General features: G+C 67.1%; 26 protein-coding genes. 9 read left to right on the top strand and 17 right to left on the bottom strand.

Annotation, left to right across the window (positions count from 1 at the left end):
• Positions 1-14: 14 nt before the first annotated feature.
• Together C1704_RS00485 and C1704_RS00480 are read right to left on the bottom strand one after the other, a co-directional pair.
• Positions 15-368, bottom strand: coding sequence for a YciI family protein (locus C1704_RS00485; protein ID WP_104299910.1), 354 nt, complete (start codon positions 366-368; stop codon positions 15-17).
• A 32-nt stretch (positions 369-400) separates the two neighbouring features.
• On the bottom strand, positions 401-1,054 hold the full coding sequence (locus C1704_RS00480; protein WP_104299909.1) for a TetR/AcrR family transcriptional regulator: 654 nt from the start codon (positions 1,052-1,054) through the stop codon (positions 401-403).
• A gap of 81 nt (positions 1,055-1,135) precedes the next feature.
• Here C1704_RS00480 and C1704_RS00475 point away from each other — a divergent pair, with 81 nt between their 5' ends.
• Positions 1,136-2,242, top strand: coding sequence for a DUF2855 family protein (locus C1704_RS00475; protein ID WP_104299907.1), 1,107 nt, complete (start codon positions 1,136-1,138; stop codon positions 2,240-2,242).
• Positions 2,243-2,257: 15 nt separating this feature from the next.
• Here C1704_RS00475 and C1704_RS00470 read toward each other — a convergent pair whose 3' ends face one another.
• Both C1704_RS00470 and C1704_RS00465 read right to left on the bottom strand, forming a co-directional pair.
• Positions 2,258-3,202, bottom strand: a complete 945-nt coding sequence (locus C1704_RS00470; RefSeq protein WP_104299905.1) for a response regulator transcription factor — start codon at positions 3,200-3,202, stop codon at positions 2,258-2,260.
• Entirely contained in the window at positions 3,183-6,647 is a 3,465-nt protein-coding gene (locus C1704_RS00465) for a hybrid sensor histidine kinase/response regulator (protein WP_104299903.1), read from the bottom strand. Before C1704_RS00465 ends, C1704_RS00470 begins: the two co-directional genes overlap by 20 nt.
• A 72-nt stretch (positions 6,648-6,719) precedes the next feature.
• On the opposite strand from C1704_RS00465, the gene C1704_RS00460 reads away from it, so the two are divergent.
• The 7 genes from C1704_RS00460 to ureG are packed head-to-tail and all read left to right on the top strand — an operon-like array spanning position 6,720 to position 11,188.
• On the top strand, positions 6,720-7,022 hold the full coding sequence (locus tag C1704_RS00460; protein ID WP_104299901.1) for an urease subunit gamma: 303 nt from the start codon (positions 6,720-6,722) through the stop codon (positions 7,020-7,022).
• A gap of 56 nt (positions 7,023-7,078) precedes the next feature.
• Positions 7,079-7,252, top strand: a complete 174-nt coding sequence (locus C1704_RS17530; RefSeq protein ID WP_170064589.1) for a hypothetical protein — start codon at positions 7,079-7,081, stop codon at positions 7,250-7,252.
• Positions 7,252-7,557 carry an urease subunit beta gene (locus C1704_RS00450; protein ID WP_104299897.1) on the top strand — a complete coding sequence of 102 codons (306 nt, stop codon included), beginning with the start codon at positions 7,252-7,254 and terminating at the stop codon, positions 7,555-7,557. Before C1704_RS17530 ends, C1704_RS00450 begins: the two co-directional genes overlap by 1 nt.
• Positions 7,557-9,284, top strand: a complete 1,728-nt coding sequence (gene ureC, locus C1704_RS00445; RefSeq protein WP_104299895.1) for an urease subunit alpha — start codon at positions 7,557-7,559, stop codon at positions 9,282-9,284. The genes C1704_RS00450 and ureC overlap by 1 nt, the downstream gene beginning before the upstream one ends.
• Before the next feature lie 26 nt (positions 9,285-9,310).
• Positions 9,311-9,862 carry an urease accessory protein UreE gene (gene ureE / locus C1704_RS00440; RefSeq protein ID WP_104299893.1) on the top strand — a complete coding sequence of 184 codons (552 nt, stop codon included), beginning with the start codon at positions 9,311-9,313 and terminating at the stop codon, positions 9,860-9,862.
• The gene (locus tag C1704_RS00435; protein WP_104300335.1) at positions 9,819-10,544 is read left to right on the top strand and encodes an urease accessory protein UreF; all 726 of its coding nucleotides are present in this window, start codon (positions 9,819-9,821) and stop codon (positions 10,542-10,544) included. The genes ureE and C1704_RS00435 overlap by 44 nt, the downstream gene beginning before the upstream one ends.
• The gene (gene ureG, locus C1704_RS00430) at positions 10,541-11,188 is read left to right on the top strand and encodes an urease accessory protein UreG (RefSeq protein WP_104299891.1); all 648 of its coding nucleotides are present in this window, start codon (positions 10,541-10,543) and stop codon (positions 11,186-11,188) included. Before C1704_RS00435 ends, ureG begins: the two co-directional genes overlap by 4 nt.
• Positions 11,189-11,201: 13 nt before the next feature.
• Here the strand turns inward: ureG and C1704_RS00425 are convergent, their stop codons facing one another.
• From C1704_RS00425 to C1704_RS00410, 4 genes are read right to left on the bottom strand one after another with little or no spacing between them, the layout of a single operon-like run.
• Entirely contained in the window at positions 11,202-12,161 is a 960-nt protein-coding gene (locus C1704_RS00425) for a S49 family peptidase (RefSeq protein ID WP_104299889.1), read from the bottom strand.
• A gap of 32 nt (positions 12,162-12,193) precedes the next feature.
• The gene (locus C1704_RS00420) at positions 12,194-12,562 is read right to left on the bottom strand and encodes a Rieske (2Fe-2S) protein (protein WP_211286770.1); all 369 of its coding nucleotides are present in this window, start codon (positions 12,560-12,562) and stop codon (positions 12,194-12,196) included.
• Positions 12,559-13,224: an HAD family hydrolase gene (locus C1704_RS00415; protein ID WP_104299886.1), complete on the bottom strand. Its 666-nt coding sequence runs from the start codon at positions 13,222-13,224 to the stop codon at positions 12,559-12,561. Before C1704_RS00415 ends, C1704_RS00420 begins: the two co-directional genes overlap by 4 nt.
• Positions 13,221-14,216: an RluA family pseudouridine synthase gene (locus C1704_RS00410; RefSeq protein WP_104300333.1), complete on the bottom strand. Its 996-nt coding sequence runs from the start codon at positions 14,214-14,216 to the stop codon at positions 13,221-13,223. The genes C1704_RS00415 and C1704_RS00410 overlap by 4 nt, the downstream gene beginning before the upstream one ends.
• A gap of 683 nt (positions 14,217-14,899) precedes the next feature.
• On the opposite strand from C1704_RS00410, the gene C1704_RS00405 reads away from it, so the two are divergent.
• The gene (locus C1704_RS00405) at positions 14,900-17,794 is read left to right on the top strand and encodes an Rne/Rng family ribonuclease (protein ID WP_104299884.1); all 2,895 of its coding nucleotides are present in this window, start codon (positions 14,900-14,902) and stop codon (positions 17,792-17,794) included.
• Positions 17,795-17,803: 9 nt separating this feature from the next.
• Here C1704_RS00405 and nagZ read toward each other — a convergent pair whose 3' ends face one another.
• Genes nagZ through lepA form a run of 9 tightly spaced genes read right to left on the bottom strand, consistent with a single transcriptional unit; the run spans position 17,804 to position 25,737 of the window.
• A complete protein-coding gene (gene nagZ / locus C1704_RS00400; protein ID WP_104299883.1) occupies positions 17,804-18,862 on the bottom strand; it encodes a beta-N-acetylhexosaminidase in 1,059 nt (352 codons plus the stop codon).
• Position 18,863: 1 nt separating this feature from the next.
• On the bottom strand, positions 18,864-19,259 hold the full coding sequence (acpS, locus tag C1704_RS00395; protein WP_104299881.1) for a holo-ACP synthase: 396 nt from the start codon (positions 19,257-19,259) through the stop codon (positions 18,864-18,866).
• Positions 19,256-20,050 (bottom strand): pyridoxine 5'-phosphate synthase, encoded by a 795-nt coding sequence (locus C1704_RS00390; RefSeq protein ID WP_104299879.1) that lies wholly within the window; start codon positions 20,048-20,050, stop codon positions 19,256-19,258. Before C1704_RS00390 ends, acpS begins: the two co-directional genes overlap by 4 nt.
• Positions 20,047-20,841, bottom strand: coding sequence for a DNA repair protein RecO (recO, locus tag C1704_RS00385; RefSeq protein ID WP_104299877.1), 795 nt, complete (start codon positions 20,839-20,841; stop codon positions 20,047-20,049). Before recO ends, C1704_RS00390 begins: the two co-directional genes overlap by 4 nt.
• A 14-nt stretch (positions 20,842-20,855) precedes the next feature.
• Entirely contained in the window at positions 20,856-21,779 is a 924-nt protein-coding gene (gene era, locus C1704_RS00380; protein ID WP_211286769.1) for a GTPase Era, read from the bottom strand.
• Positions 21,780-21,811: 32 nt separating this feature from the next.
• Positions 21,812-22,495, bottom strand: coding sequence for a ribonuclease III (rnc, locus tag C1704_RS00375; protein ID WP_104299875.1), 684 nt, complete (start codon positions 22,493-22,495; stop codon positions 21,812-21,814).
• A gap of 28 nt (positions 22,496-22,523) precedes the next feature.
• On the bottom strand, positions 22,524-22,886 hold the full coding sequence (locus tag C1704_RS00370; RefSeq protein ID WP_104299873.1) for a DUF4845 domain-containing protein: 363 nt from the start codon (positions 22,884-22,886) through the stop codon (positions 22,524-22,526).
• Between the two features lie 46 nt (positions 22,887-22,932).
• The gene (lepB, locus tag C1704_RS00365; RefSeq protein ID WP_104299871.1) at positions 22,933-23,901 is read right to left on the bottom strand and encodes a signal peptidase I; all 969 of its coding nucleotides are present in this window, start codon (positions 23,899-23,901) and stop codon (positions 22,933-22,935) included.
• Between the two features lie 27 nt (positions 23,902-23,928).
• Entirely contained in the window at positions 23,929-25,737 is a 1,809-nt protein-coding gene (gene lepA / locus C1704_RS00360) for a translation elongation factor 4 (protein WP_104299869.1), read from the bottom strand.
• Between the last annotated feature and the right edge of the window lie 259 nt (positions 25,738-25,996).

Here is a 25,996-nt window from a genome sequence, read left to right as displayed (position 1 = left end):
GTTTTCGACCGGCGCTATTCGTAACAAGGGGCGAGTTGCCGAACCTCGACCGTGCACCACTCGGCCGCCGGGCACTCGGCGGCGATGGCCACAGCCTCCTCCCGGGTCTGGCAGTTGAGCAGGAAGAAGCCGCCGACCATCTCCTTGACCTCAGCAAAGGGGCCATCCACGACCCGGGTCTTGCCGCCCGCACGGCTCACCCGCACCGCATCGTGCTGAGACTTGAGCGATTCGGTCGCCACCAGCAGGCCTTGTTCGCGCAGGCCGTCGCCGAAGCGCAGCATGCGCTCATAGAGTGCGCGGCCCTCGGCCTCCGTACGGGTGGCCCGTTGTTCCGTGGGTTCGACGATCAGCAGCATGTAGGCCATGAAGGCATCTCCTGGAAGGCGGGGTTCGAAGCTTACGGCAAGCGGGTGCCATCATCCTGCCACGACCGCACCGCACACAGGCACAGGTTTTCCATCTCCGCCGCCCAGCGCGACATCTCGACCTCGTCCATGCGCAGCAGCAACGCATAGCGGCGGCCGCCCCACACCGCCAGATGCAGGGCCTGCACCCTCTCGGCCGACGGCCGGCACGGCAGATCAGTGCAGGCATCGAACACGTGCTGCCACAGCGCCGACAGTTCCTCATGGGCACGCCGCTGGTGCTTGAGTTCGGCCACCTCGTGCTCCAGCGCCAGCATGTCGGGGTGGAACCAGGCCTGGGCATCGCGCTCGACCCCACAAAGCAGGCGCACCAGCCGGCGCAGCCGCTCGTCCCAGGGCAGCGCGGAAGCTTGCACGGCCTGCGCTTGCACCACGGCAATCAGCTGCTCGATGCAATGACGCACGTAGCCCGATTGCAGGGCTTGCTTGCTGGGAAAGTAGTCGTACAGCGTCCCCACCGCGATGCCCGCTTCCAACGCCACTGCACGGGTGGTCAGGCGTTCCCAGCCATCGCGCTGCCAAATCCGAACAAAGGCGTCGAAGATGGCCTGGACGGTGACCCTGGCACGCGCCTGCGTGGGCCGCTTCAGCGGCTTGGCCTTGGGGGAGATGGAGGGTGTGCTCATGGCTGACGAATCCGAACCCGTCTGCCCATCTGGCGACCTACAGTCTTTCTCATCCGTCTTGCGATCCTGGAGGAGACCCCGATGCCCACCCTGACACAACTGCAAAGCGACAAGCGCGCCCTGCACCACACCCGCCTCGTCACCCTGCCCCTGCCTGGCCTGCAGCCCGGCGAAGCCCTGCTGAAGATCGACCGGTTGGCGGTGACCTCGAACAATATCACCTACGCTGCCTTCGGCGAGGTGCCTCACCTGCGCTATTGGGACTTCTACCCCACGCAGGCCGAGGGCTGGGGGCACATGCCAGCCTGGGGCTTTGCCGAAGTGGTGGCCACCACGGTCGAGGGTCTGGCGGTGGGCGAGCGCTTCTATGGCTTCTGGCCCGTTGCCAGCCATGTCGTGATGCAGCCTGTACGCGTGAGCGAGCGCGGCTTCTATGACGGTGCGCCGCACCGACTCGCGCTGACATCGGCCTACAACCAGTATCAGCGCACGAGCACCGATGCGGCCTACCGTGCTGATGACGAGAACTACCAGATGCTGCTGCGCCCCCTGTACATCACGTCGTACATGCTGGCCGACTTCCTTGAGGACAACGACTTCTTCGGCGCGCGACAGCTCGTGTTCTCCAGCGCCTCGAGCAAGACCGCCTACGGCACCGCCTTTGCGCTGGGGCATCTGGCCCATCCGCATCGCGTGGGTCTCACCTCCGGCAGCAACATCGGCTTTGTCGAGAGTCTTGGCTGCTACCAGCAGTCCCTGTCGTACGGCGCTCTCGAGACGCTCGACCCGACCGTGCCCACCGTGTATGTGGACTTCGCCGGCGACAACACCCTGCGCCGCCGCGTGCATGAGCACTTGCGTGGCACCCTGATGCACAGCTGCTACGCCGGATCGGCCCAGTCACACGACCACCTCGAGCTTTCAACCGGCTCACTGCCAGGTCCGGCACCTCAGCCCTACTTCGCGCCCTACCAGATCAAGAAGCGCAATGCCGACTGGGGCGCAGCCGAGGTCACGCGACGCTTCAATGCCTCGCAGCGGGCCTTCATCCAGCGCGTCAGCGACCCGGACCGGCCCTGGATGACGGTGAGGGAGCATGCCGGCTTCCCGGCCACGCAGGACCTCATCGAGGCGCTGGTTCACGGCCGCATCGACCCGCGGGAGGGTCACGTGGCCGTGCTGGGCTGATCCGGAGAGCCTACCCTAGCGGTGCCGCAACTGCGGCACCCGGCCGGTGGCGACCCCGGCCGCAGCCGTGCGGGTCTCCACCCCGAGCTTCTCGAAGACATGTTCGAGGTGCTTCTTCACCGTGGCGGGGCTGGCGCCCAGGATGTCGCCGATGTCGCGGTTGGTCTTGCCTTGCACCACCCAGTACAGCACCTCGGCCTCGCGGGTGGTGAGCCGGAAGGCCGCCATCAGGGCTTCGAGCATCACGGCGTCGTTGGCCTCGCGCAGCACCAGGAACCACTCGCCGTCGCCGGTGGGGTGATGCAGCGCCAGCGTCAGGCGACGTGTGCCTTGCACAAGAACGCGGCTGGCAGGCTCGTGGGCTGCACGGGCCTGCTCGGCCTGCTGGCGCACCCAATCGGTCAATTCGGGATCCAGGAATCCGTCCATGCCACCGCGATAGGCCTCGAGGTACTGGCGCGCCAGCGGGGTCTGCCAGGTGATGCGCCCATCGGACAAGCGAACGGCCAGCGTGGCATGACCGAACACATCCAGCGCCTGGCGCGCCTGGCGCGCGTGGCGGGCACCCTGCAGGTGGGTGGCGATGCGCGCGATGACCTCGCGTGTGCGCACCGGCTTGGTCACGTAATCGACCCCGCCCGCCTGGAAAGCCGCCACCACGTGCTCGGTTTCGGTGAGACCGGTCATGAAGATGATGGGGATGCCCGCGGTGGATGCCTCGGCCTTCAGGCGCCGTGCCACCTCGAAGCCGTCCATGCCCGGCATCACGGCATCCAGCAGCACGATGTCAGGCTGGGCCTGGGCGGCACGCTGCAGCGCGCCTTCACCATGGGTGGCCACCAGCACGGTGTAGCCCGATTCGTCCAGCGCATCGTGCAGCACGGCCACGTTGTCGGGTACGTCGTCCACCACGAGAACCACGGCATCGGGTGGCGCAAGTTCAGGCAAGGCGGGGTTCATCAAGGGCGTCCTGGATGAGGCGGTTCATGGTATCGAACTGGAATTCGCGCGCCAGGCCTCGCAGGCGGGCCAGGAACGCCGCGCAATCCGGCTGTTCGGCCTCGATCTGGTCGAGCACGCGAACGATGCCGCGGTAGTAGCCGAGCTCCACCTGGCTCGCGAGGCTGCGCAGCCAGTGCGGCGATGGCAACGCCCTCGTGTCGGGGACGGGGGCCGGGGCCACCAGCATCCCGGGGTCGGTCGAGAGCCACTCCAGGGCCAGACGCGCCCCCAGCCAGTCGAGCAGTTCGGCCACCCTCACCGGCTTGACGAGGAAGTCCTGCGGCGTGATGCCCACATCGTTGTCCAGCCCCTTGTCGAAGGCATTGGCCGAGACGATGGCCACGGGCGCCGTGCTCAGGCCTTCGCGCTGGATGCGGCGCAGGGTCTCCCATCCATCGATGCCTGGCATGGCCAGGTCCATGAAGATCGCGTCCGGACGGATCTGGTGCAGCATCGCCAGGCACTCGTGCCCGGAGGCTGCCTGGTGGATCTCGAAGCCCAACGGTTGCAACACGCTGGCCAGCAGTCCGCGGTCGACCTCCTCGTTGTCCACCACGAGGATGCGCCTGCGGGGCCCACGATAGCCCGTGCGTGGCACGCGCGGCATCTCGGCCTCGATCACCGTGGCGCGCAGCTCCGGCAGAAAGAGCCGGATGGAAAAGCAGGTGCCCACGCCTGGTGTGCTGCTCACCGTCATCTCGCCACCCATCAGGTCGGTGAGCATCTTCGCGATCGTCAGGCCGAGCCCGGTGCCACCCACGGATGCGCCGCCCGCCGCCGATCCGCGTTCGAAGGGCTCGAAGATGCGCGACAGTTCGTCGGCCGTCATGCCGGGCCCGGAATCCTCGATCTCGAAGCGTGCCATCTCCCTCGCGTACTGCAGGCGGAACACCACCTGCCCGCGCGGGGTGAACTTCACTGCGTTGCCCAGCACATTGATCAGGATCTGGCGCAGTCGCTTTTCGTCGGCCCGCACGGCCTCGGGCACCCCCGCATCGAATTCGTGGCGGAAGGCGATGCCCTTGCCGGCGGCCTGCAGTTCGAACAGTCGCGCGATCTCGAGCATGCTGTCGCGAAAGCGCATGGGCTTCGTATCCAGGGCCAGCTTGCCACCCTCGATGCGTGCCAGGTCGAGCGTGCCTTCGATCAGCGACAGCAGGTGATCGCCCCCGCGGCGGATCACTCGCACCGCCTGCTTGCGATGCGCGGGCATGGCCTCGTCCTCGTCGAGCAGCTGCGCATAGCCGAGGATGCTGTTGAGCGGTGTGCGCAACTCATGGCTGATGGTGGTGATGTAGCGGCTCTTGGCCTGGTTGGCCAGCTCGGCCTGGTGCTTGGCCTGCTGCAGGGCCTCGTCGGTGCGGCGATGCGATTCGATCTCGCGCATGAGCGCCTCGGTCTGGCGGTTCGACTCCTCCTGCGCCACCACGCGACTGCGGTGCGCCAGCACCAGCCACCAGGCCACGATGCCCGACACCAGCAACAAGGCGGCATAGGCCTTCAGGAAGGTGAGCCTGAGCGACGGGCCCAGCGCCGCCGCCTGTTCCCCCAGGGCACGCATCTCCTGGTGGTAGAGCAGGCCAAAGAGCGCGGCCAGCACCGGCACGATCACCGTCATCAGCAGCAGGTATTGCGCCAGGCCCGTCTGGATGTAGGGCGCCGCACGACGGGGCAGGAGCCGGCGCAGTGCCGCCGACCATTGCGCCGACACCCGCGCCTGTGGCTTGCACAGATCGTTGCAGCGCGCATCCAGCGTACAGCACAAGGAACAGATGGCCCCCTGGTAGGCCGGACACTGCGCCATGTCCTCGCGCTCGTACTCGCGCTCGCAGATCACGCAGCGGGTGACGGGGCGCAGGCGGCTGTACCCGCCTTCAACTCCGAGGTCGACCGGAGGCAGGCTGTCGCGCCGGGCGATGTAGTAGCGCCCCTTCGTGGCCCAGGCGATCAGCGGCGACACCACCACCGCCGTCACCAGTGCGATCAGGGCCGAGAAGGCCTGGGCCATCTCGCCGAAGAAGCCCAGGTGGGCGGTGATCGACAGCACGGAGGCCGCAATCATCGCGCCCACGCCCACCGGGTTCACGTCGTACAGGTGCGCACGCTTGAACTCGATGCCCTTGGGCGACAAGCCCAGCGGCTTGTTGATCACCAGGTCGGCCACCACGGCCATGATCCAGGAGATGGCGATGTTCGAGTACAGCCCCAGCACCCCGCCCAGGGCCTGGAAGACATTGAGCTCCATGAGCATCAACGCGATCAGGGTGTTGAAGACCACCCACACCACCCGCCCGGGGTGGCTGTGCGTCAGGCGCGAGAAGAAGTTCGACCAGGCCAGCGAACCCGCGTAGGCGTTCGTCACGTTGATCTTGAGTTGCGACACCACCACGAAGAGCGCCGTGGCCGCCACGGCCCAGCCATAGTCGGCAAACACGTACTCGTAGGCCGCGAGGTACATCTGGTTGGGGTCCACCGCCCGCTCGGCCGGCACCATGTGGGACAGCGCCAGGTAGGCGAGCAGCGCCCCGCCCAGCATCTTCACCACGCCCAGCACCACCCAGCCGGGCCCCCCCAGCAGCAGCCCACCCCACCAGCGCCAGCGGTTGGCGCGCGTCTTCTCGGGCATGAAGCGCAGGTAGTCCACCTGCTCGCCCATCTGCGTGATGAGCGCAATGCCCACCGTGGTGGCCGCGCCGAAGGCCAGCCACTGGAACTGCCCGCCGCGGCCGTCCTCACCCGCATAGGACGCGAGCCCGGACAGCAGCCCCGGGTTGTGATGGAACACGTAGAAGTAGGGCAGCACCAGCATCACCAGCCACAAGGGCTGGGTCCACACCTGCAAGCGGCTGATGATGGTCACGCCGTGGGTCACCATGGGGATCACCACGAGCGAACACACCAGGTAGCCCCAGGTCGGCGGCAGCCCGAAGGCCAGTTCCAGCGCATAGGCCATCACCGCGGCCTCGAGCGCAAAGAAGATGAAGGTGAAGCTCGCGTAGATCAGCGAGGTGAGCGTGGAGCCGATGTAGCCGAAGCCCGCGCCGCGCGTGAGCAGGTCCATGTCCACGCCGTGGCGCGCGGCATAGACGCTGATGGGCAGACCGGCCAGGAAGATGACCAGCCCGGTGACCAGGATGGCCAGCGCGGCGTTGATGAAACCGTACTGCACCAGCAGCGTGGCCCCCACGGCCTCCAGGATCAGGAAGGAGGCCGCCCCGAAGGCCGTGTGGGCCACCCGCCACTCCGACCACTTCCGGAACGACCGCGGCGTGAAGCGCAGCGCGTAGTCCTCCAGGGTCTCGCGCGCGACCCATTCGTTGTAGTCGCGCCGGATCTTGATGACGCGCTGGACCGCCCCCGAGGCGGAGGGTGGGTGAGCAGAAGGGGGGGCACCGAGGTCCATGGCCGAGGGCTGCGTACAAGAATCGCACCAGCCCGCCACAAGGGCTGGCATTCATCGTGCAAGAGGGGCCGCATGGAACTGACCCCGCGCGAAAAAGACAAGCTGCTGATCTTCACGGCCGCCCTGCTGGCCGAGCGGCGCAAGGCCCGCGGCCTCAAGCTCAACTACCCCGAGGCCGTGGCCCTGATCACGGCTGCCATCATGGAAGGAGCCCGCGACGGCAAGTCGGTGGCTGCCCTGATGAGCGAGGGCAAGACCGTGCTCACCCGCGCCGACGTGATGGACGGAGTGCCCGAGATGATTCCCGACATCCAGGTCGAGGCCACCTTCCCCGATGGCACCAAGTTGGTGACGGTGCACCAACCCATCGCATGATCCTGATCCATGCACTGCATCGGTGCGATCCCTGTTTCATTCCGAGGTCCACATTCATGAGCGCGAAGCCCTTCATCCTCCTCCTGCTGGCCCTGCCCTCGCTGCCCGCGCTGGCCCATGAAGGGCACCACCTGCCCGGCGCCCATCACTGGCATGCCACCGACGTGTTCGGCTACATCGCGCTGGCCGTGGTGATCGGACTGGCCTGGTGGCTGTCCGGGAGAAAGTGATGATCCCTGGCGAACTCCTCACCGACGGCCCCGACCATGCCCTGAACCCGGGCCGGCACACGCTCACGCTGGTGGTGCAGAACACCGCCGACCGCCCCATCCAGGTCGGTTCGCACTATCACTTTGCCGAAACCAACGGCGCGCTGCAGTTCGACCGCAGCGCCGCGCGCGGCATGCGGCTGAACATCGCCTCGGGCACCGCCGTGCGCTTCGAGCCCGGCCAGCAACGCACCGTGGAACTGGTGGACTACGCTGGCGGCCGCGTCGTCTATGGCTTTCGCGGCCTCGTGCAAGGAAGCCTGTGATGGCCACGATCCAGCGACGTGCCTATGCCGAGATGTTCGGACCGACCGTGGGCGACCGCGTGCGCCTGGCCGACACCGACCTCGTCATCGAGGTGGAGAAGGACCACACCCTGGCCGCCGGTGGCTACGGCGAGGAAGTGAAGTTCGGTGGCGGCAAGACCATCCGCGACGGCATGGGCCAGAGCCAACGGGTCAACGGCCCTGGCGCGATGGACGCGATGGACTGCGTGCTGACCAATGCGCTCATCGTCGACCACTGGGGCATCGTCAAGGCTGACATCGGCATCAAGGGTTCGCGCATCGCCGCCATCGGCAAGGCCGGCAACCCCGACGTTCAGCCGGGCGTGGACATCGTCATCGGCCCGGGCACCGAGATCATCGCCGCCGAAGGCATGATCGTCACACCCGGCGGCATCGACACCCACATCCACTGGATCTGTCCGCAGCAGATCGAGGAAGCCCTCACCTCGGGCATCACCACGATGATCGGTGGCGGCACCGGCCCGGCCACCGGCACCTTCGCCACCACCTGCACGCCCGGCCCCGAGAACATCAAGCGCATGCTGCAGGCCGCCGAGGCCTTCCCGATGAACCTGGGTTTCTTCGGCAAGGGCAACGCCAGCCGGCCCGAGGCGCTGCAACAGCAGGTGGAAGCCGGCGCCATCGGCCTGAAACTGCACGAGGACTGGGGTAGCACACCGGCGGCCATCGACAACTGCCTGAGCGTGGCCGAAAACGGTGACATCCAGGTCGCCATCCACACCGACACGCTCAACGAAAGCGGCTTCGTCGAGGACACCATTGCCGCCTTCAAGGGCCGCACCATCCACACTTTCCACACCGAAGGCGCGGGTGGCGGGCATGCCCCTGACATCCTCAAGGTGGTGGGTGAAGCCAACGTGCTGCCCTCCTCCACCAACCCCACGCGGCCCTTCACCGTCAACACCATCGACGAGCACCTGGACATGCTCATGGTGTGCCACCACCTCGACGCCTCCATCGCCGAGGACCTGGCCTTTGCCGAGAGCCGCATCCGCCGCGAGACCATCGCGGCCGAAGACATCCTGCACGACCTGGGCGCGATCAGCATGTTCTCGTCCGACAGCCAGGCCATGGGCCGCGTGGGCGAGGTCATCATCCGCACTTGGCAGACCGCGCACAAGATGAAGCAGCAGCGCGGCGCCCTACCCGGTGACACCGCCCGGCATGACAATGCCCGCGTCAAGCGCTACCTCGCCAAGCTCACCATCAATCCGGCGCTGGCGCATGGCATCGCGCACGAAGTGGGCAGCATCGAGGTGGGCAAGTGGGCCGACCTCGTGTTGTGGAAGCCTGCCTTCTTCGGCGTGAAGCCCTCGCTCATCCTCAAGGGTGGTTTCATCGCCGCGGCCGCGATGGGCGACCCCAACGCCTCCATCCCCACGCCGCAGCCGGTGCACTACCGTCCCATGTTCGGCAGCTTCGGTGGAGCCCTGTCGGCCACCTCGCTCACCTTCCTCAGCCAGTCGGCGCTGGCGGCCGGCGCCGCCGAACGCTATGGCCTGCGCAAGGAGGTGTCCGCCGTGAAGGGCTGCCGCAGCGTGAAGAAGGCCGACATGGTGCACAACGCCTACGCCCCGCGCATGCAGATCGACCCGCAGACCTACCACGTCCGTGCCGACGGCCAGCTGCTCACCTGCGAGCCGGCCACCGTGCTGCCGATGGCGCAGCGCTACTTCCTGTTCTGACCCCTCGCAGGCGTACCATCGCGGGCATGCTGACCGTCAACAAACTCCTTCCCCAGGGCCAGGGCCTGGCCGCCGTGCTGCTGAAGCGGGCCGCCACCGTGGCACTCGACTGGGACGTGCGCCAGAAAAGCCGCTTCGATGCCACCGACAGCCAGGGCCGTGCCCTGGGCGTGTTCCTGCCGCGCGGCACGGTCGTGCGCGGCGGTGACGTGCTCGTGGCCGAGGACGGCTCGCTGATCCGCGTCGAGGCCGCGCCCCAGCCGGTGCTGCGTGTGACCGCCTGCGCCGAGCACGGCTCGCCCTTCGACCTGCTGCGTGCCGCCTACCACCTGGGCAACCGCCACGTACAGCTCGAACTGCGGGCCGATCATCTGCAGCTCGAACCCGACCACGTGCTGGCCGACATGCTGCGCCAGATGCACCTCATCGTGACCGAGGTGCAGGCCCCTTTCGAGCCGGAAAGCGGGGCCTATGCCGCGGGTGGTCATGGCCACGGTCACGGACACGCCCATGAGCACGACGCGCATGACCACCATGGCCACGTCCACGGTCCCGGCTGTGGCCATCCTCACCCCTGAGATGTCGGCCTCCGCCACCTGGCTGCAGCTGATGTGGCTGGCCTCACCGGCCCTGCCCGTGGGTGGCTTCAGCTACTCGGAAGGGCTGGAAGCGGCGGTGGACAGCGGCCTCGTCACGAACGAAGCCCAGGCGAGTGACTGGCTTGTCGATCAACTGCATCTCGTGGTCGGACGGGCCGATGCCGCCGTGGTGGCCCAGGCGGTGCCCGCCTGGCAGGCCCACGACGTCGCCCGCCTCACCGCCCTGAACGACTGGGTGCGCCACACGCGCGAGTCCGCCGAGCTGCGCCAGCAGACCGAACAGATGGGCCGTTCCCTGGTGGAGTGGCTGAAGAACCGCGCGAGCGACGAGCGCGTCGCCGTGCTGGCCGCGTTCTCGCCGGCCCCCACCTATCCGGTGGCGTTTGCCCTGGCCGCCGCCCAGGCCGGCGCCACGCCCGAGCAGGCTCTGCTGTCCTTCGGTTTCGGCTGGGCCGAGAACATGGTGCAGGCCGCGCTCAAGGCCGTGCCCCTGGGCCAGAGTGCGGGCCAGCGCATCCTCGCCCGCCTCGCCGCTGAAATTCCCAGCGTCGTGGCCAACGCCCTTGCGCTGGACGACGACCATCGCCTGGCCTTCACCCCGCGGCTGGCGATCCTGTCGGCCCAGCACGAACACCAATACTCGCGACTCTTCCGATCATGAGCACCTCCCTGCACGCCATCCCTGGCCGCACCAAGAAGCTTCCCCCCCTGCGCGTGGGCGTGGGCGGGCCTGTGGGTTCGGGCAAGACCACCCTCGTCGAGATGCTGTGCAAGACAATGCGTGAGCGCTACGACCTCGTGGTGGTCACCAACGACATCTACACCAAGGAAGACCAGCGCCTGCTCACGGTGGCCGGTGCGCTGGAGCCCGAGCGCATCATGGGCGTGGAGACCGGTGGCTGTCCGCACACGGCCATCCGCGAAGACGCATCCATCAACCTTGAGGCGGTGGACCGCATGCTGGCGAAGTTCCCCGACGCCGACATCGTCTTCATCGAGTCCGGCGGCGACAACCTGGCTGCCACCTTCAGCCCGGAGCTGTCCGACCTCACGATCTACGTGATCGACGTGGCCGCGGGCGAGAAGATCCCGCGCAAGGGCGGCCCCGGCATCACCAAGAGCGACCTCTTCGTGATCAACAAGACCGACCTGGCGCCCTACGTGGGTGCCAACCTGGACGTCATGGCCGCCGACACCGCACGCATGCGTCCCCACCGGGCCTGGGTGATGACCAACCTCAAGACCCGCGAGGGCCTCGACCGGGTCATCGACTTCATCGAAACGAAGGGCCTGTTGAAGGCCTGAGCCCGCGCGCTCTTCAGCGCAGCGTGCCCACGCCGCGCAACGCCGCCACCATGCCCTCGCCCACGGCCGCGCCGAAGCGTTTGGCCAGGCGTTCGGCCACGTTCTGGCGCGGCGTGTAGTCGATGATTTCCTCGGCCTTCACGACCTCTCTGGCCACGTAGTCGAGGCTGCCATAGCGGTCGGCCAGGCCCAGGTCGATGGCCTGCTGGCCGCTCCAGATCAGGCCCGAATAGACCTCGTCGTCCTTGCTCAGGCGTTCGCCCCGGCCCTCGCGCACCTCGGCGATGAACTGCTGGTGGATCTGGTTGAGCATGGCCTGGGCATAGGCCTTGTGCTGTTCGGTCTGCGGCGAGAAGGGATCGAGAAAGCCTTTATTCTCACCGGCCGTCATCAGTCGGCGCTCCACACCCAGCTTGTCCATCAGACCGGTGAAGCCAAAGCCGTCCATCAAGACGCCGATGGAGCCCACCAGCGAGGCCTTGTCGACGAAGACCTCGTCCGCCGCTGCAGCGATGTAGAAGGCCGCCGAGGCGCACATCTCCTCGCACACGGCGTACACCGGCTTGTCGTGGGCCAGGCGCAGTCGCTCGATCTCGTCGTTGATCATGCCGGCCTGCACCGGACTGCCGCCCGGCGAGTTGATGCGCAGCACCACGGCCCGAGCACCGCTGTCCCCGAAAGCGTTGCGCAGCGCCGAGATGATGTTCTCGGCGCTGGCTTCGACATCCATCGCGATCTCGCCACGCACGTCGATGAGCGCTGTGTGCGCAGCGCTCGGGGCGGAGGATTCCAGCCCCTGCCGGTAGATCATCACCACCAGCGTCACCGCCAGCAGCAGCCATGCCAGACGGAAGAAGATGCGCCAGCGGCGCTCGCGGCGCCGGTCGGTCAGGTAGGCCTCGGCCAGACGCGCGATGGCCTGGTCGCTGGCACTCTGCGCGGCTTGCGGAGACGTCGGGAGTTCAGATTCCATGGGGTTGTGCCTCAAGGGTTTGTTGTCGGTGCTCAGTCGGCAAAGGCCGGCTGCACGTCATCACTCGGATACCAATAGACCTTGCCGTCGCGTTCCATCACCGGCACCTCGATCAGGCGCGAGCGCAGGCAGGGCCCCCCCAGGCATTCGCCGGTGCGCGGGTCGTAGATGGCACCGTGGATGGAACAGATGATCCACTCGCGGCTGTCGTCCAGGAACTCGCCGGGTTGCCAGTCCATCTCGGTGGGCACATGGGCGCAGCGGTTCACATAGGCCACGGCGCGGCCCTCGAAGCGCAGGGCAAACGCGCGCACACTCTCGTTCCACAGCAGCACGTCGAAAAGCACGGCCTTGCCGCGCTCGGCCAGCTCGCTCGAGGCGCACAGCTCGATGCCCGTCATGCGTGCGTCTCCAGCCATTGGCGCAGCTCGGCCACCGAGCCGGCGACGAAGCGCGGATCGAAGGCCCGCAGCGGTTCAGTGTCATGGGCGCCATAGCTCACCGCCACGCTGGCCGTGCCGGCATTGGCTGCCAGCTGAAGGTCGTGTGTGGTGTCGCCGATCATGAGCGTGCGTTCGGGGTCCACGCCGAACTCGCGCATCAGTTCCTGCAGCATGCGTGGATGCGGCTTGGAGGCCGTCTCGTCGGCCGTGCGCGTGCCATCGAAAAGGCCCTGCAACTGCACCGTGCGCAAGGCTTCGTCCAGGCCCCGGCGCGACTTGCCCGTGGCCACGGCCAGCCAGTGATGGCGCGCCTTGAGCGCGTGCAGCATGGCCAGGCTGCCCTCGAACAGCACCAGCTCGTGCTGCCGGGCGAAGTAGTGGTGCCGGTAGCGCAGGCCCAGCTCGGGGTAGCGCTCGGGCGGCAGGCCCGGCACCACATGCTGCAAGGCATCGTGCAGGCCCAGGCCGATCACATAGGCCGCCTCGCGTTCACTGGGCACCGGCAGGCCCAGGTCGGCACAGGCCGCCTGGATGCAGCGCGCGATGAGGGCCGTGGAATCGAAGAGGGTGCCATCCCAATCAAAGACGATCAGGTCGAACTGGCGGGGACGCTGGCTCATAGGTGTTGGAGCAATTCTGCGCAGTCGCGCGGCAAGGGCGATTCGAGCTCGATGGACTCCCCGGTGGCAGGGTGGTCAAAGCGCAGGCGGCGCGCATGCAGGAACATGCGGTCGAAGCGGTGGCCTGCAAGGGCTTCGCCACGCGCAAACGCCCGGTTCACCGCGAAATCGCCGTACTTGTCATCGCCAACGATGGGGTGGCCCTCATGGGCCAGGTGCACGCGGATCTGGTGGGTGCGGCCGGTCTTGATGGTCACATCCAGCAAGGTGTAGCCGGCATAGGCCTGCGCCACCTTCACCAGCGTGATGGAGCGCCGCCCTTCCTCGGCCGCTGGCGACACGGCGCGCACGCGGCGCTCGCCTTCGCCGGTGAGGAACTTGTGCAGCGGCACGTCGATGACTTTCTTGCCGGCCGGCCAGGCGCCGATCACCAAGGCCGCGTAGGTCTTGCCGGTCTCGCGGCTGCGAAACTGGTCCTGCAGCGCGGTGAGGGCGCTGCGCTTCTTGGCGATCAACAGGATGCCGGAGGTCTCCTTGTCCAGCCGGTGCACGAGTTCCAGCATCTTCGCCAGCGGGCGCGCGCGGCGCAGCTGCTCGATCACCCCGAAGCTCACGCCGCTGCCCCCATGCACGGCCACGCCGGCCGGTTTGTCCACCGCCAGCAGATGGTCGTCTTCGTACAGCACCGGGAACTCACGGGCCGGCGTGAGCGTGGACTCACTCTTTTCGCTGACCCGCACCGGCGGAAGACGCACCTCGTCTCCCATCGCCAGTCGGGTGTCCGCCGAGGCCCGCCCCTTGTTCACCCGCACCTCGCCACTGCGCACGATGCGGTAGATCAAGGACTTCGGTGCCCCCTTGAGCGTCTTGCTCAGAAAGTTGTCCAGGCGCTGGCCGGCCGATGCCTCATCCACCACGACGTGACGCACTTCGGGCGCCGCCGCAGCCACCTTGCGCGCTGCGGGCCGTTTCGCCCCTATAATCTGTTGCACCACGTTTGCGTTGTAAGTGTTTGATTTGCAAGAGTTTACCCCTCGCCACCCGCGAGACAGGTCAGAGGCTCTCAAACACCGGCACGTGAGCGGGTCGGCCGGCGGCTCTGTACAGGCAGTTTGTGCAGGCAACCGGCCCCAAGAGTTGATGCAGCGCAGGCCCGTGGCGGCGGGTTGTCTCCCAAGGTGAGCCAACAGCACGTCCCGTCCTGCGTCAGAGCCAACGCAGAATCAAGAACCCAACAACAAGGTTTTCCGGCTGCAGGCCGGCACCGCTTGCGAGACAACCCGGCGCCAAAGCGCCCCGATCTTGGAAGCACCACCTGCAGCCCGCGTTCAGTGATCCCATGCGGACGATGCCTCCCAGCCCTCCCGCCTGCCCCCCATGCGCCACATCGGCTTGCTTGCCGCTGTCGTGCAGGCAGCGGCATCGGAGGTCGCCTTCCGAGGCCAGCCATTCAACGGCTTTGCTCTTTGCGCCCGCGTTTCCGTTCACTCCTCGCATGCGCCAACGCGGCTGACCCGACGGAGTTCTCCGTCGTGCCGGCCGTCCAGGGCGATTCCTTCCGGTTCCTGCTCGCGTTCCTCATGCATCGTTGAGCCAACTGACCGGCCCCGAGGCCGGCAATGGCATGAAGCTGTGTCCGCCCGCGTCTTGCAGCCGGGTGGGCGAAGGAGTGCACATGAAACGCATGCTGATCAACGCGACGCAGCAGGAAGAGCGTCGCCTGGCCATCGTCGACGGCCAGAAGCTGCTCGATTTCGAGACCGAGATCGAAGGACGCGAACAGCGCAAGGGCAACATTTACAAGGCCGTCGTCACCCGCGTCGAACCCTCGCTGGAAGCCTGCTTCGTCGACTACGGCGAAGACCGCCACGGCTTCCTGCCCTTCAAGGAAATCTCGCGCCAGTACTTCAAGGAAGGCGCCGATGTCCGCAACGCCAAGATCTCGGACGTCATCAAGGAAGGCCAGGAACTGCTGGTCCAGGTGGAAAAGGAAGAGCGCGGCAACAAGGGGGCGGCGCTCACCACCTTCATCTCGCTGGCCGGCCGCTACCTGGTGCTGATGCCCAACAACCCGCGCGGCGGCGGCGTCTCGCGCCGCATCGAGGGCGAAGACCGGGAGGAGCTGAAAGAGAACCTCGACCAGCTCGACTATCCCAAGGGGATGAGCCTGATCGCCCGCACCGCCGGCATCGGCCGCAGTGTGGCCGAGCTGCAGTGGGATCTCAACTACATGCTCAAGCTGTGGGCTGCCATCGACGAGGCAGCCAAAGCCGGCAAGGGCGCCTTCCTGATCTACCAGGAGTCTTCGCTCGTCATCCGCGCCATCCGCGACTACTTCACTGCGGACATCGGCGAGATCCTGATCGACACCGACGATATCTACGAGCAGGCCAGCCAGTTCATGAACCACGTGATGCCCGAGACGGCCAATCGCGTGAAGCGCTACCGTGACGACGCGCCCCTGTTCAGCCGCTTCCAGATCGAGCACCAGATCGAGACGGCCTTCTCGCGCACCGTGAACCTGCCCTCGGGTGGCGCCATCGTGATCGACCACACCGAGGCGCTGGTGTCCATCGACGTCAACTCGGCCCGCTCCACGCGTGGCAGCGACATCGAGGAAACCGCCACCCGCACCAACCTCGAAGCGGCTGATGAGATTGCCCGCCAGATGCGCCTGCGCGACCTGGGCGGCCTGATCGTCGTGGACTTCATCGACATGGAGGAGTCCAAGAACCGCCGTGAGGTCGAGACCCGCCTGCGCGATGCCCTGCGCCAGGACCGCGCCCGCGTGCAGTTCAGCTCCATCAGCAAGTTCGGCCTGCTCGAACTCAGCCGCCAGCGCCTGCGTCCGGCCCTGAGTGAGGGCAGCCACATCACCTGCCCGCGCTGCAACGGCACGGGCCACATCCGCGACACCGAATCCTCGGCCCTGCAGATCCTGCGCATGGTGCAGGAGGAGTCGATGAAGGAGAACACCGCCGCCGTGCACGTGCAGGTGCCGGTGGAGGTGACCAGCTTCCTGCTCAACGAGAAGCGCACCGAGATCACCAAGATCGAACTCAAGCAGCGCGTGACCGTGCTGCTGGTGCCCAACAAGCACCTGGAGACGCCCAACTACAAGCTCGAGCGCCTGCGCCACGACGATCCGCGTCTGGAGAACCTGCAGGCCAGCTACACGATGATCGAGGAGCCGGACGAGGAGGTGGGCATCACCCGTCGCCGGGACGCGAACGAAAAGGGGCGGTCCAAGCAGGAGCCGGTGATCAAGGGCATCCTGCCCGAGACCCCGGCCCCGGTGGCCGCGCCCAAGCCCGAGACCGCGCCGGCCGCCGCGCCTGTGGCCGCCCCGCCGGTGACTGCGCCGGTGCCGGCCAGCGGCGGCTTCTTCGGCTGGCTCAAGAAGCTCTTCACCGGCAGCCCCGAGGCGCCAGCGCCGGTGGCTGCCCCTGGAGCGTCGAAACCCGCCTCCAAGGAAAGCAAAGTCGAGCGCGGTGAGGGCCGTCGAGGCGACGGCCGCCGTGGCGGACGCAATGGGGAACGTGGGGAGCGTGGCGAGAACCGTCGCGAAGGCCGCGGTGGGCGTGGTGAGGGACGTGGTGAAGGGCGTGGCGACAATCGCGGCGAGGGCCGCAGCGAAGCCCGTGCTGACGCTCGCGCCGAAGGGCGCGGCGAGGGCCGTGGACGCGGCGCTGAAGCGCGTGCCGAAGTCGGTGAGGGCGCGCCGCGCGCCGAGAACCGCCGCGAGGGCCGCGGGGAGCCGCGCGGTGAAGGCCGCCCCGACGGCCGGCGCAACGCCCCGCGTCCTGAACGCGATGCCGTCATGGCTGCAGCGGTCTCCGAAGCGGTGGAAGACACCGCCTTCGTCGATACCGTGCCCCAGGACCCGGGAGATGCGCCTGCGGAAACCGTCCGTGAAGGGGGTCGCCGCCGTCGCCGCGGGGGCCGTGGCCGCCGCGAGCGCGAAGGCGGTGTGGAGGGCCTGGCGTCCGACCAGGACAGCGTGAGCCCCGAGGCCGCAACGCAGACCGAGGCCCCGGCCGAATCCGCGCAAGCCCAGGTCTCGCCTGAAGGCGTCCGCACCGGCGACGCGCCTGAAGGGGAAAGTCGGCGCGGCCGCGGCGGCCGCGACCGCTACCGCCGTGAGCGTCGCCCCCAGGAAGGCACCGAGGAGGCTGTGGAAGCAACCGAGGCTGACGCCGCGGTGGCGCCACCGACTGACACGGCAATGGAAGCAGTTCCTGCAGAGGCCCCGGCGGCTGCCGCCGTGCGTCCCCAGCCGGTGGTGGTGCCGCACTATGAGCTGCCGCTGTCCAGCCTCAGCGCGCTGGCCGCTTCTGCCGGCCTGGAGTGGGTGCACTCAGACGCAGACAAGGTGCGCGCCGCCCAGGAGCTGATCGCCAGCACGCCCCAGCCCATCCATGTGCCACGTGAGCGCAAGCCCGTGGTGGCACTGGACGACGGCCCGCTGGTGCTGGTCGAAACCCGCAAGGATCTCGCGCAGGTCGTGCTGCCTTTCGAGGCCGCCAGGACAGTCCCGGCGGCCCAGGCGGCCCAGCAGCAACAGCAATGAGCCGATGACTCAGGGCAGGCGCGACAGCGCCTGCTGGTAGGGCGCGTGGTGCATCAGGTCGTCCCAGGCCATCGGGGCGGCCTGGGGCAGCAGATCGACGCGACGTGCTTCGCTGTCGGCCTGGGGCTCCCAGCGGCCCTGCTCACGTGCCGCCCACAGGCCGTCCAGCAGGGCGTCCAGCGGCGCGCCGCCGTCCACCACCGACTGGTTGCACAACAGCACCAGATCGCAGCCCGCCTGCAGGGCGGCCACCGCCCCCTGCACGGCGTCGCCCATCACGCTGGCGCCCTGCATGCTGAGGTCGTCGCTGAAGATCGCGCCGGTGAAACCCAGCTGACCGCGCAGGATGTCCTGCAGCCAGCGGCTGGAAAAGCCCGCCGGCAAGGCATCGACCTTGGGATAGATCACGTGGGCCGGCATCACCGAGGCCAGCGAGGTGCTCAGCCACTCATAGGGCCTGGCATCGTCGGCCAGGATCGCCTTGAGCGAGCGGCGGTCCACGGGAACGTCCACATGCGAATCGGCCGCCACGTAACCATGGCCAGGGAAGTGCTTGCCGCAGGCCTGCATGCCCGCCAGCAGCAGGCCATGCATCACGCTCTTGGCCAGCAGGGTGGCCACGCGCGCATCGCGATGGAAAGCCCGGTCGCCGATCACGCCGCTGGGGCCATGGTCGAGGTCGAGCACCGGCGTGAAGCTGAAGTCCACGCCACAGGCGCGCAGCTCCGAGGCCAGCACGTAGCCACAGGCCGTGGCCGCATCGGTGGCGCGCAGGGCATCGTCCATCCACAGCTCGCCCAGGCGGCGCATCGGCGGCAGGTGGGTGAAGCCATCGGTGCGGAAGCGCTGCACACGCCCGCCCTCGTGGTCCACGCAGATCAGCACATCGGGGCGCAGCGATTTCACCTCCGCAGTCAGCTCGACGAGCTGGCGGCGGTCGGCCCAGTTGCGCGCAAACAGGATCAGACCACCCGTCAGCGGGTGCTGCAGGCGGCGACGGTCGTTGTCGTCCAGCGCGGTGCCGGCGATGTCGAGGACCACCGGGGCGTGCTCGGGAAGCAGGCTCATCTCATTCCTTGGTTTCCACCACCACGAAACTGGCGGCATAGTCGGTTTCATCGGTCACGCTCACATGGGCCCGCAGGCTGCGGGCCTCGAACCAGGTGGCCAGTTCGCCATGCAGGCGGATCTCGGGTTTGCCACTCGGTGCCTTGACGATCTCGCAGGCGCGCCAGGTCATCGGCAGGCGCAGGCCCAGGCCGATGGCCTTGGAGAAGGCCTCCTTGGCCGAGAAGCGCGTGGCCAGGTAGCGCACGCCACGCGCCGGCACCTTGGCACGGCGCTGACGAAAGACCTCGATCTCGTGCGGGCCCAGCACCCTGAGCGCAAAGCGTTCTCCATGGCGCTGCAACGCTGCCTCGATGCGGCGGATGTCACAGATGTCGGTGCCGATGCCGTAGATCACGCGCGCTGCCTCGCCCGCACGGCCTCGGCCTTGAAATCGGCGATGGCCTGGCGCAGCCCCACGAAGACGGCATGGCCGATCAGCGCATGGCCGATGTGCAGCTCGGCCACGTCGGGCAGCGCAGCGATGGCTGCCGTGCTGCTGGGCCCGGGATGCGGTGGCGGCCGGTCCCACACGGCCAGGCCGTGCCCGGCGTTGGTCTGCAGCCCGAGTGACCGCCCCAGACGCAGGCCCTGCTCGATGCGCTTGAGCTCGGCCTGCATGGCGCCTGCCTCCTGGGCCCACCAGGCCTCGGCATAGGCGCCGGTGTGGATCTCGATGCACGGTGCACCGGCTCGTGCACTGGCTTCGATCTGGGCCGGGTCGGCGCCGATGAAGAGTGAGACACGGCAACCGGCCGCCGCCAGGCGCGCACAGGCCTCCTGCACACGGCCGAACTGCCCCACCACGTCCAGGCCGCCTTCCGTGGTGACCTCCTGGCGGCGCTCGGGCACCAGGCAGACGTGCTCCGGTCGGGTCTGTTCGATCAGGCCCAGCATCTCGTCGGTCACGGCCGCCTCGAAGTTCAGCGGCACGTGCAAGACGGCCTTCAGCCGGTGCACGTCGTCATCGCGGATGTGGCGCCGATCCTCGCGCAGGTGGAAGGTGATGATGTCGGCCCCGGCCTCGACCGCCAGCTCGGCCGCTGCCACCGGGTCCGGAAAGCGGCCGCCGCGCGCATTGCGCAGCGTGGCCACGTGGTCGATGTTCACGCCCAGCAAAGGCGCATTCGGGAGACCGGAGAAGATCATGATTGCTGGAGTTCCATCAGGAGCTGGCGGGTGCGCAGCACAGGCGTGCCCAGATGATAGTGAAGCAGGCCCCGCAGCGCCGGCTTGAGGTCGGACAAAGCCTGGCGGCACACCTGCTGCAGGCCCGCCAGGCCTTCAGGCTGCGCCGAGGCCTCCAGGGCCCTTTCGGCCTCCCGCAGCCAGGCCCCTCGCAACCCACCTTCGCCAGTGGCCACCTCCACCACCCCGGCCTCGGCATGCAGGGCATAACGCCCTTCCTCGCGCACGGCCTGCAACGTCACCGTGTCCACGCCGAGCTCCGGCAAGACGCCCATGTCGCGCAGCAGCACCAGTTCGAAGGCCCTCAGGGCAGCCTGAACGCCGGCGTCATCACCCGCTGTCAGCACCGGCAGCGTGGCGGCATAGTGATCGAACAAGGTCGGGTGCGGGTCGCTGCGCGCCAGCAGCTTCATGAGCAGTTCGTTGAGGTAGAAGCCTGTCAGCAGCGCGGCGCCGCCCAGCATCGGCGCCCCCCCGGCCCAGTCGGCCGTCTTGAGGGTGTGCACCTCGGCACCCTCCTCGTCACGGCTGCTGTAGGCCACCACCAGACGCTGGAACGGCAGCAGCACCGGGCGCAGCTGCGAATAGGGACGCTTGGCCCCCTTGGCCACCACCGCCACCCGGCCGTGGTGGCGGGTGAAGAGATCCAGGATCAGGCTGGACTCGCTCCAGTCGTAGCGGTGCAGCACGTAGGCGCTTTCGCCCGTGACGCGGTGCGCATGCCGCCGCCCGCCCGACTTGCCGGTGGCCATGATCGGCGAGGGGTCTACTCGTAGCCGTAGGAGCGCAGCCGCTCCTCGTCGTCGGCCCAGCCCGAACGCACCTTCACCCACAGTTCGAGGAAGATCTTCGCATCCAGCAGCTTTTCGAGCTCCTGGCGGGCTTCGGTGCCAATGCGCTTGAGGCGCTCGCCGCCATCGCCGATCACCATGCCCTTGTGCGCGTCGCGCTCGACGATGATGGTCGCCGCGATACGGCGCAGTCGACCTTGCTCCTCATACTTGTCGATCACCACCGTGGAGGTGTAAGGCAGTTCGTCGCCGGTGAGTCGGAAGAGCTTCTCGCGGATCATCTCGCTCACGAGGAAGCGCTCGCTGCGATCGGTCAGGGTGTCCTCGTCGTACCACCAGCCCTGCTCGGGCAGGTAGGGCCGCACGATCTCGAGCAGGCGCCTGACCTCCTCGGGCCGCTTGGCCGTCATGGGTACGAACTCGGCAAAGGGGTGGCGCTCCTGCATGCTCTTGAGCCAGGGCGCCAGCTCGGCACGTCGCACCAGCTTGTCCAGCTTGTTGGCCACCAGGATGACGGGCTTGCCCTCGGGCAACAAGGCCAGCACCTTGGCGTCGTCCATGCCATAGCGGCCCGCCTCGACCACGAAGAGCACCACGTCCACATCGGCCACCGACGACAGCACCGTGCGATTGAGGTTGCGGTTCAGGGCATTGCTGTGCCGGGTCTGGAAGCCCGGCGTGTCCACGAAGATGTACTGCGTGTCCTCCAGGGTGCGGATGCCCGTGATGCGGTGGCGCGTGGTCTGGGCCTTGCGCGAGGTGATGCTCACCTTCTGCCCGACCAAGGCATTGAGCAGGGTGGACTTGCCCACGTTGGGCCGCCCGACGATGGCCACCAGGCCGCAACGCTGGCCGGGCACGGGGGTGGCGGGAGGCTGGTTCAGGTCTTCGAGTTTCACGTTGTATCGACGGGCGGGCCGCCGTTCCACATTCAGGTCGCCAGGGACTTCAGGTGAGCCAGCACGGCCTGGGCAGCGACCTGTTCGGCAGCACGCCTCGATGCCCCTTCGCCCACCCGCTCCACCTGCAGCGCTGCCACCGTGCAGCGTACGACAAATTCCTGGCGATGGGCCTGTCCCCGCGTTTCCACGATGGCATAGGCCGGCACCGGCAAGCGGCGGGCCTGCAGCCATTCCTGGAGTTCGGTCTTGGCGTCCTTGGCCGCTCCTTGGACGTCACCCCGGGCCAGCACGGGCTCGAACAGGCGATGCACCAGGGCACAAGCCCGCTCGAACCCGGCGTCAAGGTAGATGGCCCCCACCACCGCTTCGAAGGCATCAGCCAGGATGGAGGGCCTTTGCGCGCCGCCGCTGCGTGCTTCGCCCTCCCCCAGGCGCATGCAGCCCGGCAGTTCCAGCATCAGGGCCATGCGGTGCAGGGAGTCCTGACGCACCAGGTGAGCGCGCACTCGCGACAGGTCGCCTTCGTCGCTTCGACCCATCCGCTCGTAAAGCAGGCTGGAGATGGCCAGCCCCAGCACGGCGTCGCCCAGGAATTCCAGTCGTTCGTTGTGGTCGGCGCCGAAGCTGCGGTGCGTCAGAGCGCTGCGCAGCAGCGCCGGGTTGGCAAAGCGGTGGCCCAGGCGCCGTTGCAGGGCATCCAGCGGATCGCTCACGGGGCCGGGATCCCGTCAGTCATGGGTGTCAACGCGAGGTGCCGCGGTACTTGATGAGCAGGTAGACCGGCTCGAACAGCGGGACTTCCTTGTCGTAGGCGAAGCTGACCACGACCTTCTCATTGACCTTGGTGATCTCCAGATCCTTGCCGCTGATCGAGGTGATCGAGTACTCGATGTCCTTCTGGCGATCAAAGGCCGCGCGGATCTCGGGAACGGTCGTGCCCCCTTCCTGGGCCACCTTGTTGATGGTGCGCTGGATGGTCCAGTACTCGTTCAGCGTGGGAAAGACGCGCATACCCACCAGCGCGACAAAGCCGATCACGACAGCCCAGAACAACAGGCCGATCAGGGTCACGCCACGCTGGCGCTGCCGCAGGGAAAGGGTCATCGAGCTGCTCCTCGGTGTGATGACGATGTTCTGGAGGGCCGAAGGGTCACTGGAAGAAGGTGCCAATCCGGCCGAGATTACCGAAATTCATCCAGATCAAAAAGGCCTTGCCGACAATGTTCTGCTCGGGCACGAAGCCCCAGTAGCGGGAATCCTGAGAATTGTCACGGTTGTCGCCCATCATGAAGTAATGCCCCTCGGGCACCGTGCACACCACACCTTCTGCGTTGTAGCGGCACTGGTCGCGGAAGGGGAAGCTGTCGATGGCCAGCATGAAGGGCGGAACTTCCTTGTTGGTGAGCACCCGGTGCTCCACGTCACCGAGCTTTTCGGTGTAGAGCTGGGCATAGCGACGACTGTCCTCGTCGTAGTAGTCGCCCAGCGATTCCATCGAAACGGGCTGCCCGTTGATGCTCAGGCGCTTGTTGAGGTAGGCCACCTCGTCGCCCGGCAGCCCCACCACCCGTTTGATGTAGTCAATGCGGGGGTCCAGGGGGTAGCGAAAGACCATCACGTCGCCGCGCTGGGGCGAATGGTTGTCGATCACCTTGGTGTTGATCACCGGCAGTCGCACACCATAGTGGTACTTGTTGACCAGGATGAGATCGCCCACCAGCAGCGTGGGCACCATCGAGCCTGAGGGGATCTTGAAGGGCTCGAAGAGGAAGGAGCGCACCAGGAAGACCGCACAGATGACCGGGAAGAGCCCTGCCGTCCAGTCCAGCCACCAGGGTTGCATCAGCAGCTTCTGTCGGGCTTCCTCGACGTTGCCGTCCACCTGGGCAATGCCTTGGCCCGCAAGTGCCGCGCGACGCTGGGCATCCTGCTCGGCCAACTGTGCGGCGGCTCGCTCGCGCTGCGGCTTGAAGTGAAAGCGCTCGGCCAGCCAATAGGCCAGCGTGACGATGGTCAGCAAGAACAGCACGAGCGAGAAGTTGCCGTGCCATTGACCGAGATACCAGCCCCCGAGGTACACCCCCAGGCAGGCGTACAGGACTGCAGTGAGCAGTGACAAAGGATTCTCCCGCCGATTGATGTTCGTTCAGTCGTCAACCTGCAGGATGGCCAGGAAGGCCTCCTGCGGCACCTCGACCGTGCCGATCTGCTTCATGCGCTTCTTGCCGGCCTTCTGTTTTTCCAGCAGCTTGCGCTTGCGGCTGATGTCACCGCCGTAGCATTTTGCCAGCACGTTCTTGCGCAGCGCCTTGATGTTCTCGCGCGCGATGATGTTGGCTCCGATCGCCGCCTGGATGGCCACGTCGTACATCTGGCGCGGGATCTGCTCACGCATCTTGGCCGCCACGGCCCGCCCGCGGTACTGGGCCTGGGAGCGGTGCACGATGATGGACAAGGCATCGACCCGGTCGCCGTTGATCAGCAAGTCCACCTTCACCACATCGGCAGGGCGGTACTCCTTGAACTCATAGTCCATCGAGGCATAGCCGCGTGAAATGGACTTGAGCTTGTCGAAGAAGTCGAGCACGATCTCGGCCAGCGGCATGTCGTAGGTGAGCATGACCTGCCGCCCGTGGTAGGCCATGTTCAGCTGCACACCGCGCTTCTGGTTGGCCAGGGTCATCACCGGCCCCACGTACTCCTGGGGCATGTACAGGTGCACCGTGACGATGGGCTCGCGGATCTCGCGGATGCGGCCAGCGTCGGGCATCTTCGAGGGGTTCTCCACGTCGAGCACCGTGCCGTCGTTGAGCTCCACCTGATAGACCACGCTCGGTGCCGTGGTCACGAGATCCTGGTCGAACTCGCGCTCCAGGCGCTCCTGCACGATCTCCATGTGCAGCAGGCCCAGGAAGCCGCAGCGGAAACCAAAGCCCAGCGCCTGCGACACCTCGGGCTCGAAGCGCAGGGAACTGTCGTTGAGCTTGAGCTTCTCCAGCGCATCGCGCAACTGGTCGTACTCGCTCGACTCGCTCGGGTACAACCCGGCGAACACCTGCGGCTGGATCTGCTTGAAGCCCGGCAGCGGCTCGCTCGCCGGACCGGCGTTGTTGGGCTGCTTCTTCTCGACCGTGATCGTGTCGCCCACCTTGGCCGCCTCGAGCTCCTTGATGCCGCAGATCACGAAGCCCACCTCGCCTGCGTTCAGCTCGGGCCGGTCCACTGACTTGGGCGTGAAGACGCCGAGATGGTCCACCGGATACACCGCATTGGTGGCCATCAGACGGATGCGCTCGCCCCGCTTCAGGCTGCCATCGACCACCCGCACCAGCATCACCACGCCCACGTAGTTGTCGAACCAGGCGTCGATGATCATCGCGCGCAGCGGTCCGTCGGGCTGCCCCCGCGGCGGCGGCATGCGCTGGACCACCGCCTCGAGAATCTCGTCCACCCCCATGCCGGTCTTGGCCGAACAGGGGATCGCGTCCGACGCATCGATGCCGATGACGTCCTCGATCTCCTCCTTTGCCCGCTCAGGATCGGCCTGCGGCAGGTCCATCTTGTTCAGCACGGGGATCACCTCGACGCCCAGGTCGAGCGCGGTGTAGCAGTTGGCCACCGTCTGCGCTTCCACCCCCTGGCTGGCATCGACCACCAGCAAGGCGCCTTCGCAGGCCGACAGGGAGCGGCTGACCTCGTAGGAGAAGTCGACGTGCCCGGGCGTGTCGATCAGGTTGAGGTTGTAGATCTGCCCATCGCTGGCCTGGTACTGCAAGGCCGCTGTCTGCGCCTTGATCGTGATGCCGCGCTCCTTCTCGATGTCCATCGAGTCGAGCACCTGCGCCTCCATCTCACGATCGCTCAGCCCCCCGCAGCGCTGAATGATGCGATCGGCCAGCGTGGACTTGCCGTGGTCGATGTGAGCAATGATGGAGAAGTTGCGGATGTGCTTCATGGAACCCGGGATGTGCGGCCCGCCAATGAGCCGCCATGCGTCAGATACAGCGGAAGAGCCAACAAAAAAAAGGCGCGTCGAATCGGCGACGCGCCTTCCAACAAAAGGCTTGGCAACTGCTTTGTTGGGCTTTCATTGTAGCCAAATCCACCCCCTTGGAAACCGCGCCAGCCGTGTCATGGCGCACGTTGCACGGGGCCAACAACCAAACCATCAACATGTTATCCACAGAATCTTGTGGACGAGTTGGGGACAGTTT

Source organism: Caldimonas caldifontis, assembly GCF_002930615.1.
In the GTDB taxonomy this organism is placed as follows: Bacteria; Pseudomonadota; Gammaproteobacteria; order Burkholderiales; family Burkholderiaceae_C; genus Caldimonas; species Caldimonas caldifontis.
The sequence above is the reverse complement of the archived record's forward strand: the minus strand, read 5'-3'. Positions and strand labels throughout refer to the sequence as shown.

Bases quoted from the DNA above. Each gene is read 5' to 3' on its own strand.
- ureC (WP_104299895.1), top strand. From the start codon at position 7,557: ATGGCCACGATCCAGCGACGTGCCTATGCCGAGATGTTCGGACCGACC.
- C1704_RS17530 (WP_170064589.1), top strand. From the start codon at position 7,079: ATGAGCGCGAAGCCCTTCATCCTCCTCCTGCTGGCCCTGCCCTCGCTG.
- C1704_RS00415 (WP_104299886.1), bottom strand. From the start codon at position 13,224: ATGAGCCAGCGTCCCCGCCAGTTCGACCTGATCGTCTTTGATTGGGAT.
- ureG (WP_104299891.1), top strand. From the start codon at position 10,541: ATGAGCACCTCCCTGCACGCCATCCCTGGCCGCACCAAGAAGCTTCCC.
- C1704_RS00435 (WP_104300335.1), top strand. From the start codon at position 9,819: ATGGCCACGTCCACGGTCCCGGCTGTGGCCATCCTCACCCCTGAGATG.
- C1704_RS00480 (WP_104299909.1), bottom strand. From the start codon at position 1,054: ATGAGCACACCCTCCATCTCCCCCAAGGCCAAGCCGCTGAAGCGGCCC.
- recO (WP_104299877.1), bottom strand. From the start codon at position 20,841: ATGGCCACCGGCAAGTCGGGCGGGCGGCGGCATGCGCACCGCGTCACG.
- ureE (WP_104299893.1), top strand. From the start codon at position 9,311: ATGCTGACCGTCAACAAACTCCTTCCCCAGGGCCAGGGCCTGGCCGCC.
- nagZ (WP_104299883.1), bottom strand. From the start codon at position 18,862: ATGAGCCTGCTTCCCGAGCACGCCCCGGTGGTCCTCGACATCGCCGGC.
- C1704_RS00475 (WP_104299907.1), top strand. From the start codon at position 1,136: ATGCCCACCCTGACACAACTGCAAAGCGACAAGCGCGCCCTGCACCAC.
- C1704_RS00450 (WP_104299897.1), top strand. From the start codon at position 7,252: ATGATCCCTGGCGAACTCCTCACCGACGGCCCCGACCATGCCCTGAAC.
- lepA (WP_104299869.1), bottom strand. From the start codon at position 25,737: ATGAAGCACATCCGCAACTTCTCCATCATTGCTCACATCGACCACGGC.
- C1704_RS00370 (WP_104299873.1), bottom strand. From the start codon at position 22,886: ATGACCCTTTCCCTGCGGCAGCGCCAGCGTGGCGTGACCCTGATCGGC.
- C1704_RS00390 (WP_104299879.1), bottom strand. From the start codon at position 20,050: ATGATCTTCTCCGGTCTCCCGAATGCGCCTTTGCTGGGCGTGAACATC.
- C1704_RS00425 (WP_104299889.1), bottom strand. From the start codon at position 12,161: ATGGAATCTGAACTCCCGACGTCTCCGCAAGCCGCGCAGAGTGCCAGC.
- C1704_RS00470 (WP_104299905.1), bottom strand. From the start codon at position 3,202: ATGAACCCCGCCTTGCCTGAACTTGCGCCACCCGATGCCGTGGTTCTC.
- C1704_RS00420 (WP_211286770.1), bottom strand. From the start codon at position 12,562: ATGACGGGCATCGAGCTGTGCGCCTCGAGCGAGCTGGCCGAGCGCGGC.
- C1704_RS00485 (WP_104299910.1), bottom strand. From the start codon at position 368: ATGGCCTACATGCTGCTGATCGTCGAACCCACGGAACAACGGGCCACC.
- C1704_RS00460 (WP_104299901.1), top strand. From the start codon at position 6,720: ATGGAACTGACCCCGCGCGAAAAAGACAAGCTGCTGATCTTCACGGCC.
- C1704_RS00465 (WP_104299903.1), bottom strand. From the start codon at position 6,647: ATGGACCTCGGTGCCCCCCCTTCTGCTCACCCACCCTCCGCCTCGGGG.
- C1704_RS00405 (WP_104299884.1), top strand. From the start codon at position 14,900: ATGAAACGCATGCTGATCAACGCGACGCAGCAGGAAGAGCGTCGCCTG.